The sequence below is a fragment of the Seongchinamella sediminis genome, from assembly GCF_003457605.1.
Taxonomy (GTDB): Bacteria; Pseudomonadota; Gammaproteobacteria; order Pseudomonadales; family Halieaceae; genus Halioglobus; species Halioglobus sediminis.
The window spans coordinates 33,135-45,905 of sequence record NZ_QRAN01000009.1 but is presented as its reverse complement, the minus strand read 5'-3'; the positions used below and the strand labels follow the sequence as shown (position 1 = coordinate 45,905).

The window sequence follows — 12,771 nt, the reverse complement described above, 5'->3', positions numbered from 1 at the left end:
TTTGCGCAGTACAAACGGGAGCCGATTGCGAGCTTGATACTGGTAATATTGCTCCAGCAGTTCAGCGTAATGGCTTGATAGGTTATTGAACATTATGAAGAAATTTCTGGTTTTCCTGTGTGTTATCGCGCTGTTCGCCATGGCCGTCCTGGTGTTTCGCGCCCCGCTGAAACAGCTGGCCTACGACACGGTCACCAGCGACATGTTCGTGCGCGTGGATAACGACGCCTTCGATCCCGGGCCGGTCATTGGCTCGAACTTCCCCGGTGTGACCGCAACCTGGCAGGGCCGGGAGGTGCGTCTGCTGGGTGAGTTCGCCGGTAGCCGGGGAACGGTGTTCGTCGCCACCCGCTCCACTGACTGGTGCCCCTATTGCATGAAACAGCTGATCCAGCTGCAGCAACACAAGGCCGCCTACGACCAGGCGGGTATCGGCATTGTGGCCATGACCTACGACGATCCCGCGCTGCAACAGGCCTTTATCGACCAGTGGGGAATCGAGTACCCGATTCTGCACGATGTCGACACCCTGAGCTTCAGGACCCTGGGCATTCTCAACAAGTCCTACCAGCCGGGAGATGATGCCTACGGCATTCCCTATCCCGGCACCATTGTCATCAATCCCGATGGCGTGGTGGTGGGCAAGCTGTTCCTCGAGGCTTACAGCCTGCGGGTGGATGCGCTCTCCGCGCTGGACTATGCGCTGACGGCGCTGGCGGAGGCCGACTAGCCGGTTCGAAATCGCGTACCTGCGCCATTCCCCGCGGGGGCTGGTTGTTCGCTCTTTCACAACATTGATCCGGGTCAAGTCTCTTTTCCCGCCCAGGTAGCACACTGGCGCCTCCACGTTCCTGCAGGTGTGCACAGTTTTATGGTGCTGAATAAAATATTTGTCATAATCGATCCGACGCTAACCAACCAGCCGGCATTCGAACGCGCGTTCCAGTCCGCCCAGATGACCGGTACCCGCTTGCACCTCTATGCTTGCATCACCGGTACCGAGGCCGGTGCATCTGTCGATGCCGGTCTCACGGTAATGGGCGAACGGATGGAGGTGTTGCTGATGCGCTGCCAGGACGCCGGTATCGAAGCGGTGCAGGAAGTGGAGCAGGGCGATGACTGGAGCCAGGCGGCCCTGCGGGCTGCGGCCCGCTGTTCTGCCTCGATGATTTTCAAGAATTCCTTTGAGCACAGTGAAGTGCAGCGGGGGCTCAGACCGACCTCGGACTATACCCTGTTGCGGCTCTCACCCTGTCCGGTACTGCTGGTAAAAAATAATCGCGACTGGAGTCACCGGCGCGTGCTGGCGGCGGTAAACAGCGAGTCGACCAACACGGCCCATATCAAGCTGAATCACCTCATCATCAGCTTTGCCCAGAACGTTACCGAGGCCTACGGCTCCGACTGTCATTTCGTCACAGTCTGTAAGGACGTCAACCAGCCGCCGGACATCGATACAGTCTATGGCGAGGTCAACCACCCGCCGGATATCGAAGAGTTCGCCACTACCTGTGGCGCACCACCGGAGCACGTGCATGCGCTCACGGGATCCGCCGCGCCGGCTATTAGCAAGCTGGCCGAACGCATCGAGGTGGACCTGATCATTATCGGTACGGTGGGCCGTGACGGTATCAAGGCGCGGCTTATCGGCAATACCGCCGAGAAGGTGCTCGACCAGACAGCTGCGGACGTGCTGGTGATTAACTGAGCTCGCCGCTCCCAGCGCTGGACTATGCGCGGGCGGCGCTCGGGGTGTAGCAACTGACGTACACATTGAGTCCATCCGGGCTATCTGCTTTACTACCCGGGTCAGCCGTGATGTCGGCCTGGGGTGAGAGTGGCGACTTTTTTTACTGAGCTCAAACGCAGGAACGTGTTTCGCGTGGGCGTTGCCTACTGCGTGCTGGGCTGGCTCGTCATCCAGATAACCGATACTGTCGCTCCCGCCCTGCGCCTGCCCGACTGGACGCTCACCGTGGTGACCTGGTTTGGCGTGATCGGCCTGCCCTTTGCGTTGCTGTTCGCCTGGGCCTTTGAAATGACGCCGGATGGCATCAAGCGCACTGAAGATGTCAGCCCGGAAGAGTCGGTAACCACGGCGACGGGCCGCTGGTTGACCCGGGTGACCTTTGGCCTGATGGCCGCCGCTATCGTCATTCTGCTGGTAGACAGACAGGGCTTGTTCAGCGGCGACCAGGCGGCGACACCCGAGGTGCCAGTCACTGCCGCGCCGGCGGAGCCGGCAGCGCTTGAAGAGCAACTGGAATCTATCGCCGTGCTGCCCTTCGTCAATATGAGTTCCGACCGCGAAAACCAGTTTTTCGGTGATGGCCTGGCGGAGGAAATTCTCAACCAGCTGGCGGCCATCGAGGAGCTGCGGGTAGCGGCGCGCACCTCCTCGTTTTACTTTCGCGACAAGGACCCGACCATCAGCGAAGTGGCTGAAGCGCTCAATGTGGACGCGGTGCTGGAGGGGTCCATCCAGCGCGCCGGCAATACCATCCGGGTGGTGGCCCAGCTAATCCGCGCCAGCGACAGCGCCCATCTGTGGTCAAGCAAGTATGACCGGCCCCTGGACGACTATTTCGAGGTGCAGGACGATATTGCCAATCACATCATGCGGGCGATGATGCCGCACCTGGCGGTGGAGCAGGCGTCGGCGTCGCAGCTAGAAAGCCTGATCTCTCCCGAGGTGTTTGAGCAGCTGGCCCTGGCCAAGAAGCAGTATTATGACGAGGCGCTGGAGAGCATGCCCCAGCTGCGCGAACAGTTTGCCGAGGTCACCCGCGCCGCGCCCGACTATGCCCCGGGCTGGTCCTGGCTGGCGATGAGCTGGCTGACGTCCTCCAGCGCATTTGGCGGCGATGTGGCGGTTGAGACAGCGCGGGAAGCCGCTGTCGCGAATATTGACAGGGCGCTCGAACTTGACCCCCAGGACCCGATGGCGCATCACGCCATGGGTCGTCTGCAGTGGCGGATGGGTAACTACGATGCCGCAGAACAGTGGTACCGCAAGGCACTGGAACTGGATCCGCAGAATGTGGGGGCAACCCTTGGCCTGGGTAATCTGCTCTCCGGTAATGGCCGCCCCGAGGAGGCGCTCCAGCTGCTGGAAAGAGCGCGCCTGATTGATCCCCTGCATCCAATGGTGCTGTGGGATCTTATCCACCTTTACGGCCTGAGCGGCGAGGACCATGCGGCCTTTTCGGCGCTGGAACGCATGTACTCGATCAATGCCAGCCAGGCATATAATGCCGAGATCCATCTTTACGCGGACCGCAATGACCTGGCACGGGAAATTTACCTGATCGAAGTGTCACGGAACGAGGAAGCCGTATCGGCGGGGCCGGTGTCAGCGAACTGGGAGGCGCTGAGTATGCTGCGCGCAGGCCTGTACTCACATCCCCTTATCGCCGGCAGCAGCTTCGAACCGCTTGCACTGGCCCTGCAGGGGGATGGCGAAGCGGCGGAGACGCTGCTGTTGCAGCAGCAACTGGCAGACAGCGATAATTTTTTCGATCAACTGAATTCAGTGATGACCCATATGGTTGCGGGGCGGTACGACGCGGCTGAGACCCTGTTGTGGCAGGGCTGGGTCGACAACGATCGAAAAATCAGCTCATCATTCCGCAGCTGGATGGCGGAGCTGTTGCTCTCGGTATTACTCCGCCAGGAGCGGCCTGAGGCCGAGGAAGTACGTCAGGCCCTGGCCGCGGAGCTCGCCCAGGCGAGCCCGCTGCACAGCGGCAACCTGAAAATAGATCTGGTGAATCTCGCCACCTTCAGCGGCGAGGAAGAAAAAGCACTGGACCTGTTGCAGGGCATGGTAGACGAGGGCTACTGGGGCGGCCGTCACATGGGGTCCGCGGGCGCCGCCTTATGGCCTCTGCACGATAAGCCGCGATTTGCCGAACTGGTCGCTGGCATGGAGAAAAACTACCAGTACCAGCTGGCCGAACTGGAGCGCCTGCGTAATGCCGATATGACGCTGGCGGAATTCCACCGGGACTACCTGAACCGTATTGGCCGGTACCCGACAGCCACTGACCCCTGAAGCGGGTTTCTACTCCGCCGTCTGCCGGTAGCAAGGGCGCGGCACATCGCTTCAGGCGGCTCTTATATTGCCAGTGACACTACAGCCCCAAAGCCAGCCAATAGAAGCAGCCGAAGCTAATAAAATGCACTATAGTGATCCAAAAAATTGCGCCAGGCTGTTAAAGTGGCTAGTATAGTGGCCCATTAGTGGGGTGTTCATGATCAGGCAAGCGACAATAGAAGTCTATCGAGCTAATCAGTGGCAGTCTGCGGCGACCATTGTACCGTCCGACACCGACACCGACACCGACACCGACACCGACACCGACACCGACACCGACACGGGGCACAACGGGGTCTGCCGATTTGAGTACATCATTGATTATGCCGCTGCCCACATAGATCGAGCGGTAGCCGCTGCTGCGGGCGTAAGCTGTCGTTACCCGGTGGATTTTGACCTGCATGATGAATCAACCTGGCCAGCTTTCTTGTTGGATATATTACCCAGTGGTGCTGGCCGTATACATTGGCTGGAACGCCTCGATATCAAGGATGGCCATGCAGCCGATTGGCCCCTGCTCCTGCATGGCGCCGCTTCTCCGCCTGGAAATCTTCGAATCCGTGAGGCCGTTGCTGCTCAACGAGATGATATTGATGTGCCCAAAGCTGACGGCGACATTGTCCAGCTACCAGAACATCCCGGGTTTGCCCTGGAAGAGATTTATGCCCGGCAAGAGTACTTCATCGAGTATGCGTTCCAGAATGGTGCCCAGACAGCTGGCGCATCGGATGTCCAGGGGGTTGCTCCCAAGTTCTTGATGGTTCAGGACGCCAGGGGAATGTGGCACGCCGAAGGTGCGTTGACCGACAAGCAGGTGGCCTCACACTGGCTTATCAAGTTTCCTCGAGGCAGGAGTGCGGCAGACAAGCAGATACTCCGTAACGAAGCGGCTTACATGACTGTGGCCAACGCTCTGGGGTTGGAAGTACATGCAGAACTTACCTGGTCTCAGGATACCTTGCTGATTCCACGCTTTGATCGGATCGTCAATGAAGATGGCACCGTTGATCGAATCGGAATGGAAAGCCTTTCTTCTTTAGCTGGAATTGCCAAATATGGCGTTGAGTATGGTGGCTCTCCATCGCATAACACCCTGTGTGAGGCACTGGCCAGGTATGCGACTAATCCGCAAGAGTGCATAGTGGAGTACATCAAGCGGGATGTTGTTAACGTTGTATTGGGCAACAAGGATAATCATTCACGGAATACAGCCGTCTTTCGCTATGAGAATGGAACCGTCACGTTGACGCCATTATTCGATTTTGCCCCAATGTATCTTGATCCAGAGGGAATTCCCAGAGCTTGTCGCTGGGAAGGTGACCAGGAGAAAGTCGGGGAACCAGACTGGAGCCGGATCATTGATGCAATGCCTGAATGCGTGCCGAAAGATGATCTGAACAAGTCACTTACTCAATTTGGTGAAGTCGTCGAGCAATTGCCCCGGATCATGATTGATGCTGGAGTGGATGTCGAAATTATCGAGAATAGAAAGCCGGCAATTGAGCGCCACAGCGCGCTGCTTAAAGCACTGGGTTAAATGGGATATGCTGATGAAGCGTCCGGAGAATACAACTGAACTGAAAATTGAGTTGAAGCGCGATATAGAGGAAGGTCGCGTCACGATCGCCGAGGCCACTCGACGTATGCGAAAAATCGTAGGTATGAACCAGAAAGACTACGCAAAGAAAGTAGCTGGAGTGTCACCACGCATCTTAATGAATATCGAACGTGGTCAAGGGAATCCAACTATTGAAACGTTGAACAAGATCGGCCGACCTTTTGGCTATGAAGCAGGTTTTGTCCCGAAAAAGCGTGGAGAAGGCTAGGAAATTCTGGTCACTGCTCAAAACGGTCCAGGGTACGACGGGTTTGATGGCCAAAACCCCGAGCCCAGATTACCAACTGCCTGGTAGCAACTACCGGGCAGTTGGGTGGCCTACAACTACTCGACCTCCTCCCGGTAGGAATCAATCGCCGGGCAGGCGCAGTAGAGGTTGCGGTCGCCGTAGACATTGTCCACCCGGTTCACCGGCGCCCAGTACTTGTAGCGGCGCAGGGACTCCACCGGGTAGGCGGCCTGCTCCCGGGAGTAGGGATGATCCCAGTCGCTGGCGGCCACATCAGCCAGGGTGTGGGGCGCGTTGGCCAGAGGGTTGTCTTTGGCGTCCAGCCTGCCTTCCTGCACCGCGTCGATCTCCCGCCTGATGGCAATCAGCGCATCACAGAAGCGGTCCAGTTCGAACAGGGACTCGGACTCGGTGGGCTCCACCATCAGCGTGCCCGCCACCGGGAAGCTCATGGTGGGGGCGTGGAAACCGTAGTCGATCAGCCGCTTGGCGATATCTTCCTCGGTGACCCCGGAGGCCTCTTTCAGCGGGCGAATGTCGACGATGCACTCGTGGGCGACGTTGCCGGTGGTGCCGGTGTAGAGGATGGGGTAGTGATCCTTCAGCCGGTGGGCGATGTAGTTGGCGTTGAGAATCGCCACCCTGGTCGCTTCCACCAGGCCCTCGCCACCCATCAGCGCGATGTAGGCCCAGGAAATCGGCAGGATGGAGGCGCTGCCATAAGGCGTTGCCGAGACCACGTCGTTGCCGGCGTCCAGGCCGGGCACCGGGGCAACCGGGTTGGTGGGCAGGAAGGGCTGCAGGTGGGCGCCCACGCCTATGGGGCCCATGCCGGGGCCGCCGCCGCCGTGGGGAATGCAGAAAGTCTTGTGCAGGTTGAGGTGGGAGACGTCGGCGCCGAACTTGCCGGGCGCAGCAATGCCCACCAGGGCGTTGAGGTTGGCCCCGTCCACGTAAACCTGGCCGCCGTGCTGGTGCACCACCTCGCACAATTCGATGATGGATTCCTCGAACACCCCGTGGGTGGAGGGATAGGTGACCATGATAGCGGCCAGGTCCCCGGTGTGGCGCGCGGCCTTCAGCTTCAGGTCGTCCATGTCCACGTTGCCGTGCGCGTCGCACTCGACGATCACAACTTTCATACCCGCCAGGGCGGCGGAGGCAGGGTTGGTGCCGTGGGCGGAGGAGGGGATCAGGCACACCTTGCGCTGGTGGTCGCCGCGGCTCTGGTGGTAGCGCATGATCGCCAGCAGGCCGGCGTACTCACCCTGGGAGCCGGCGTTGGGCTGCATGGAAATGGCGTCGTAGCCGGTGGCTTCCAGCAGCATGTGGTCAAGCTCGGCCAGCATGGCCTGGTAGCCCCGGGTCTGGTCGGCGGGCGCGAAGGGGTGCAGGCCGGCAAACTCGGGCCAGGTCACCGGCAGCATCTCGGTGGTGGCGTTGAGTTTCATGGTACAGCTGCCCAGGGGAATCATGGCCCGGTTGAGGGCGATGTCCTTGTCCTCCAGGTAGCGCATGTAGCGCAGCATCTCGGTTTCCGAATGGTAGTCGTTGAACAGCGGGTGCTGCAGGTAGTCCATCTCCCGGTACAGATGCCCCGGAATGCCCGGATGGTTGGTAATGGCGGCATCCAGTTCCGCGGCCGCGGGTACCTCGTCCTGGCCGCTGAAAATACGCCACAGTGCCTCCACGTCAGCGGGGCCGGTGGTTTCGTCGAGAGAGACGCCGAGGCGGCCACCGTCGATAATGCGCAGGTTGACGCCGGCGGCCAGGGCGCGGTCGACGATGGCCTGTTGCCCGGCACCGACATCGAAGGTCAGGGTATCGAAGAAGTGTGAGTTTTCGACGGTGAAACCAAGATTCTTCATACCCTCGGCGAAAATGGCGGTCAGTCGGTGGATACGCCTGGCGATCCGGCGCAGGCCCTGTGGCCCGTGATACATGGCGTAGAAGGTCGCCATGATGGCGAGCAGCGCCTGGGCGGTGCAGATGTTGCTGGTGGCCTTCTCCCGGCGGATGTGCTGCTCCCGGGTCTGCATGGCCATGCGCAGGGCCTGGTTGCCGCGGCGGTCTATGGAAACGCCGATAATGCGCCCCGGGGTGGAGCGCTTGTAGGCCTCGCGGGTGGCGAAGAAGGCCGCGTGGGGCCCGCCAAAGCCCATCGGCACGCCGAAGCGCTGGCTGTTGCCCACTACCACGTCGGCCCCCAGTTCGCCCGGGGATTTCACCAGCAGCAGGGCCATGATGTCCGCCGCCACGGTCACCAGGGTCTGGGCCTCGTGGGCTGTTGCAATCAGTGGCGTCACATCCCGCAGCTGCCCGTGGGTGCCGGGGTACTGCAGCAGCAGGCCAAAGGCCTCGTTGTCCGCCAGCAGCTGCTCCGGGTCGCCGACCAGCACCTCGATATCCAGTACGTCGGCCCGGGTCCTGACCACGGCAATGGTCTGCGGGTGGCAGTCCTCGGCGACGATAAACACCCGCGAGCGGTTCTTCTTGTTGACCCGCTGCAGCAGGGTCATGGCCTCCGCCGCGGCGGTGCCCTCGTCCAGCATGGAGGCGTTGGCCAGGTCCATGCCGGTGAGGTCCATGATCATCTGCTGGTAGCTCAGCAGTGCCTCCAGTCGGCCCTGGGATATCTCCGGCTGGTAGGGGGTGTAGGCGGTGTACCAGCCCGGGTTTTCCAGTACGTTGCGCTGGATGACGGCGGGCGTGTAGGTGTCGTGGTAGCCGGTGCCGATGTAGGACTTGTTGACCACGTTCTGCCGGGCCAGGGCGCGCAGGTGCTCAATCACCGCCTGCTCGGTTTTGGCCCCGGGCAGGTCCATGGGAGTCTGGCGGCGAATGGCCGCCGGTACGGTGTCATCGATCAGCGCATCGAGGCTGTCGTAGCCCAGCGCCCGGGCCATTTCCTGCTGTTGTGCCGCGGTGGGGCCGATGTGGCGCCGGATAAAATCAGTGTGGTTTTCCAGATCAAACAGGGACGGGCGGCTCATAGGTGCTCCGGCGGGGAGAAAAGGGTGTAATGTGGGGCTTGGTGACGGGCGAGATTTTACCAGCCCCGACGCCCCGAGCCAACAATTGCAGAGGTCACATAGAAGCTCCCATGCCCCCTGAAACTGTACAACTTCACGACCTGCTGGCGGATATCCGCAGCTGCCACCACTGCGAGCCGGAACTTCCCCTGGGCGCCAATCCGGTATTGCGCGCCAGCGCTTCCGCCCGTCTGTTGATCATCGGCCAGGCCCCCGGCACCCGCGTTCACGCCACGGGCATTCCCTGGAACGACCCCAGTGGCGACCGGCTGCGCGACTGGCTGGGGCTGGACCAAGCGGCGTTTTACGATGAGTCGCGCATCGCCATCGTGCCCATGGGCTTCTGCTACCCCGGTAGAGGCAAGTCCGGCGACCTGCCGCCGCGGCCGGAGTGTGCCCGCTTGTGGCATGAACGGCTGCTGTCGCTGATGCCGGAGGTGGAGCTGGTGTTACTGGTGGGCAGCTATGCCCAGGGCCACTACCTGGGCAAAAGCCGTGAAACCCTCACCGCGCGGGTGCGCCGCTGGCGCGACTTCGGCCCCCGGTTCATCCCCACGCCGCACCCCTCGCCGCGCAATACCCTGTGGTTACGTCGCAATCCCTGGTTCGAGCAGGAGGTGGTGCCGGAGCTGCGCCGCCGTGTTGCCGGCCTCCTGTAGTTGCCCGCTGAATGGGTCCACGCCAGTCCTGAGGGTCAGTTCCGGTCTATTTTCAAGTGCGCTGACATCATTGCCCGGCTGCGATTTACTGGTTGATACTGCGCTCCCCGATGGTTTTGGACCCAGGAGTCCCGGAATGAAAACGCGTATCACCGAGATGCTCGGTATCGAGCACCCCATTATCCAGGGTGGCATGATGTGGGTAGGCAAGGCAGAGCTTGCCGCCGCTGTGTCCAATGCCGGCGGGCTGGGTATCATCACCGCCCTGACCCAGCCGAGCCCGGAAGACCTGGCAAAGGAAATTGCCCGCTGCCGGGAGATGACCGATAAACCGTTCGGGGTCAACCTCACAATTCTCCCGGCAATCAAGCCGCCGCCCTACGAGGAGTATGCCCGGGTCGCGGTGGATTGTGGTATCAAGGTGATTGAAACCGCCGGCCGCAGCCCCGAGAATTTTATGCCGATGTTCAACGAGGCCGGCATCAAGGTTATTCACAAATGCACCTCGGTGCGCCACTCGCTGAAAGCCCAGAGCATTGGTTGCGCGGCGGTAAGCGTCGATGGCTTTGAGTGCGCCGGCCACCCGGGAGAGGATGATATTACCAACCTGGTTCTCCTGCCGCTGGCAGCTTCCCGGCTGAGTATTCCGATGGTGGCCTCGGGCGGTATCGGCACCGGCAGCCAGATGGCCGCCGCATTCGCCCTGGGCGCCGAGGCGGTCAATATGGGCTCGCGTTTCGTGGCCACCCGGGAAGCGCCGGTGCATGAAAACATGAAGAAGGCCATGGTGGAGGGGGACGAGCGGCAGACAACGCTGATGTTCCGCTCACTGCGCAATACCGCCCGGGTATTCAGGAACAGTATTTCAGAAGAGGTCGTTCGCATTGAGGCCCAGCCCGGCGATACCGACTTTTCCGAGCTTCAGCCGCTGGTATCCGGGGCCCGTGGCCGGGAGCGCTGTATCGAGGCCGGGGATATCGACGACGGTGTCTGGACGGTGGGGCAGGTGATGGGCCTGATCGATGACATCCCCAGCTGTGAGGAACTCATCCAGCGGATGGTGGCTGAATGTGAGTCAGTGATTCGTGAGCGCCTGACTAGTATGCTGTAGTGACGCTGCAGACCAACTAGCCGATAACTATCGAGAGGAGACCAATTATGACCAGTGGAAAACAGTTATTCAGCACACTCGCCGACGGCAAACTGACCGTGGAACTGGTGGAAACCAGCTTTGCAGACCCTACTGGCAACCAGGTGCTGGTGAGAATGGAAGCGGCCCCGATCAATCCTTCTGATCTCGCCCTGCTGACCAACGGGGCCGACCTGGAAAACGCCGAGTACTCAGCCGGTAAATTTGTCGCTGACATGCCGGAACCTTTCAACAGGGCGCAGCAAGGTCGTCACGGCCTGCGCTTGCCCGTGGGCAACGAGGGTGCTGGCACCGTGGTCGCGGCGGGCGAGGGCGAAGCGGCACAGGCGCTGGTCGGCCAGCGGGTTGCCTGTGTGCCGGGCACGGCCTATGCGCAGTACTGTCTGGCCGATGCCACTATGTGTTTGCCGCTGGGTGAGCTCAGTGCAGAGCAGGGTGCCTCGGCTTTCGTCAACCCGATGACGGCCCTGGGCTTCGTTGAAACCGCGAAAATGGAAGGGCAGGGAGCAATCATCCACACCGCCGCCGCGTCCAATCTCGGGCAGATGCTGATCAGGATTTGCCAGGAAGACGATATCCCGCTGGTGAATATCGTGCGCAAGGCCGAGCATGTGGAACTGCTGCGCGGCCTGGGCGCCCAGTACGTGGTCAACTCTGCCGAGGATGATTTCCTCGACCAGTTGCGCAGCGCCATTGCCGACACCGGCGCCTACCTGGGCTTTGATCCCATTGGCGGCGGGCAGATGGCCGACACCTGTTTCCGGGCCATGGAGCAGGTGGCGGTGAGCAAGATGAGCGAGTATTCCCGCTATGGCTCTGACCAGCCGAAAAAGATGTACATTTACGGCCGTCTCGATGTCAGCCCGACCATCCTGACCCCGGCCTATGGCTTCGGCTGGACCCTCTCCGGCTGGCTGCTGACCCCCTTCCTGCAGGCGGCGGGCATGGAAACCGTGGTGCGCATGCGCCAGCGCGTGCTGGCGGGGCTGACCAGCACCTTCGCCAGTGCCTACAAGCGCCGGGTGACGCTGGAGGAGATGCTCACGCGGGAAGCCGTGCTTGAATACCGGGCAATGAAGACCGGTGAGAAGTATCTCGTGACGCCCCACGCCTAGTGGCTGACTGTCAGCCGCAAAGAGGGTCCTGCCGCCGGCGGGCCTCTGCTCCGCCGATCCACCAGAGGGAAGAGTCCGCATGTCCGCGCAACAAGCCGTTTTAACTGAACTCTCCGAGGGGGTCATGCTGATCACCCTCAACCGCCCCCAGAGCTACAATGCCATTTCCAGGGCACTGGTGGACGGCCTGGTGGCCGCAATGAGGCAGGCGGAGGCTGACGACACGGTCAGAGCCATTGTCATGACCGGGGCCGGAAAGGCATTTTGCGCCGGGGTGGATCTCAAGGAACTGAGCGCGGGCGACGATGTGCTGGCGGACGATGATGAATTGCAGGCGGTGTTCAGCGCCTGCAGTAAACCACTGGTCGGAGCCATCAACGGGGTGGCGGTCACCGGCGGGCTGGAACTCGCGCTCCACTGTGACTTTTTGTATGCCGCCGACAATGCCCGCTTTGGCGATACCCACGCCAGGGTCGGGCTAATGCCCACCTGGGGCATGTCGCAGAAACTGTCGCGGATTGTCGGCATCAACCGGGCGCGGGAGATGAGCCTGGCCGGCGCCCTGATCGACGCGCAGACAGCGCTGGACTGGGGACTGGTGAACAAGGTGTGCAGCGCCGAAACCCTGCTCCAGGAAACCCTGGCTACAGCCCGGCAGATTGCCGGCAACCAAACGGCCGCGGTGTCCGGCATCAGGAAGCTGGTCAACGATGGCTGGCAGACAACGCTGGCGCAGGGGCTGGCGATCGAGGATGAACGCTCCCGTCCCTTCAATGCAGCGCAGGATGTATCGGTGATGGCGGAGCGCCTGGGCCAGGTGAAAAAAAGCAACCGCTGACAGGCACATTATCCCGGCGATAGTAGCGTCGGGG

10 protein-coding genes are annotated in these 12,771 nt (G+C 61.1%); 9 read left to right on the top strand and 1 reads right to left on the bottom strand.

What is annotated here, in order from left to right:
- Positions 1 to 94: 94 nt before the first annotated feature.
- From DWB85_RS09855 to DWB85_RS09835, 5 genes are all read left to right on the top strand, one after another.
- Positions 95 to 730, top strand: a complete 636-nt coding sequence (locus DWB85_RS09855) for a peroxiredoxin family protein (RefSeq protein ID WP_117954068.1) — start codon at positions 95 to 97, stop codon at positions 728 to 730.
- A gap of 141 nt (positions 731 to 871) precedes the next feature.
- Positions 872 to 1,708: a universal stress protein gene (locus tag DWB85_RS09850; protein ID WP_117954067.1), complete on the top strand. Its 837-nt coding sequence runs from the start codon at positions 872 to 874 to the stop codon at positions 1,706 to 1,708.
- A 129-nt stretch (positions 1,709 to 1,837) separates the two neighbouring features.
- On the top strand, positions 1,838 to 4,054 hold the full coding sequence (locus tag DWB85_RS09845) for a tetratricopeptide repeat protein (RefSeq protein WP_133300599.1): 2,217 nt from the start codon (positions 1,838 to 1,840) through the stop codon (positions 4,052 to 4,054).
- A 199-nt stretch (positions 4,055 to 4,253) separates the two neighbouring features.
- Positions 4,254 to 5,633 (top strand): type II toxin-antitoxin system HipA family toxin, encoded by a 1,380-nt coding sequence (locus DWB85_RS09840; RefSeq protein ID WP_205422708.1) that lies wholly within the window; start codon positions 4,254 to 4,256, stop codon positions 5,631 to 5,633.
- 13 nt (positions 5,634 to 5,646) lie between these two features.
- On the top strand, positions 5,647 to 5,922 hold the full coding sequence (locus DWB85_RS09835) for a helix-turn-helix domain-containing protein (RefSeq protein WP_117954251.1): 276 nt from the start codon (positions 5,647 to 5,649) through the stop codon (positions 5,920 to 5,922).
- 116 nt (positions 5,923 to 6,038) lie between these two features.
- Here the strand turns inward: DWB85_RS09835 and gcvP are convergent, their stop codons facing one another.
- Positions 6,039 to 8,936: an aminomethyl-transferring glycine dehydrogenase gene (gene gcvP, locus DWB85_RS09830; protein ID WP_117954064.1), complete on the bottom strand. Its 2,898-nt coding sequence runs from the start codon at positions 8,934 to 8,936 to the stop codon at positions 6,039 to 6,041.
- Positions 8,937 to 9,046: 110 nt separating this feature from the next.
- On the opposite strand from gcvP, the gene DWB85_RS09825 reads away from it, so the two are divergent.
- From DWB85_RS09825 to DWB85_RS09810, 4 genes are all read left to right on the top strand, one after another.
- Positions 9,047 to 9,634, top strand: coding sequence for a uracil-DNA glycosylase family protein (locus DWB85_RS09825; RefSeq protein WP_117954063.1), 588 nt, complete (start codon positions 9,047 to 9,049; stop codon positions 9,632 to 9,634).
- A gap of 136 nt (positions 9,635 to 9,770) precedes the next feature.
- Positions 9,771 to 10,745, top strand: coding sequence for an NAD(P)H-dependent flavin oxidoreductase (locus DWB85_RS09820; protein ID WP_117954062.1), 975 nt, complete (start codon positions 9,771 to 9,773; stop codon positions 10,743 to 10,745).
- A 47-nt stretch (positions 10,746 to 10,792) separates the two neighbouring features.
- On the top strand, positions 10,793 to 11,899 hold the full coding sequence (locus DWB85_RS09815) for a zinc-binding dehydrogenase (RefSeq protein ID WP_117954061.1): 1,107 nt from the start codon (positions 10,793 to 10,795) through the stop codon (positions 11,897 to 11,899).
- A gap of 79 nt (positions 11,900 to 11,978) precedes the next feature.
- Complete coding sequence (locus DWB85_RS09810) at positions 11,979 to 12,737, top strand: enoyl-CoA hydratase (protein WP_117954060.1); 759 nt, start codon at positions 11,979 to 11,981, stop codon at positions 12,735 to 12,737.
- Positions 12,738 to 12,771 lie beyond the last annotated feature (34 nt).

What these genes read in the sequence shown, in the direction of transcription:
- DWB85_RS09855 (WP_117954068.1), top strand. Translation starts at nt 95, where the DNA reads ATGAAGAAATTTCTGGTTTTCCTGTGTGTTATCGCGCTGTTCGCCATG.
- DWB85_RS09850 (WP_117954067.1), top strand. Translation starts at nt 872, where the DNA reads ATGGTGCTGAATAAAATATTTGTCATAATCGATCCGACGCTAACCAAC.
- DWB85_RS09840 (WP_205422708.1), top strand. Translation starts at nt 4,254, where the DNA reads ATGATCAGGCAAGCGACAATAGAAGTCTATCGAGCTAATCAGTGGCAG.
- DWB85_RS09835 (WP_117954251.1), top strand. Translation starts at nt 5,647, where the DNA reads ATGAAGCGTCCGGAGAATACAACTGAACTGAAAATTGAGTTGAAGCGC.
- gcvP (WP_117954064.1), bottom strand. Translation starts at nt 8,936, where the DNA reads ATGAGCCGCCCGTCCCTGTTTGATCTGGAAAACCACACTGATTTTATC.
- DWB85_RS09825 (WP_117954063.1), top strand. Translation starts at nt 9,047, where the DNA reads ATGCCCCCTGAAACTGTACAACTTCACGACCTGCTGGCGGATATCCGC.
- DWB85_RS09820 (WP_117954062.1), top strand. Translation starts at nt 9,771, where the DNA reads ATGAAAACGCGTATCACCGAGATGCTCGGTATCGAGCACCCCATTATC.
- DWB85_RS09815 (WP_117954061.1), top strand. Translation starts at nt 10,793, where the DNA reads ATGACCAGTGGAAAACAGTTATTCAGCACACTCGCCGACGGCAAACTG.
- DWB85_RS09810 (WP_117954060.1), top strand. Translation starts at nt 11,979, where the DNA reads ATGTCCGCGCAACAAGCCGTTTTAACTGAACTCTCCGAGGGGGTCATG.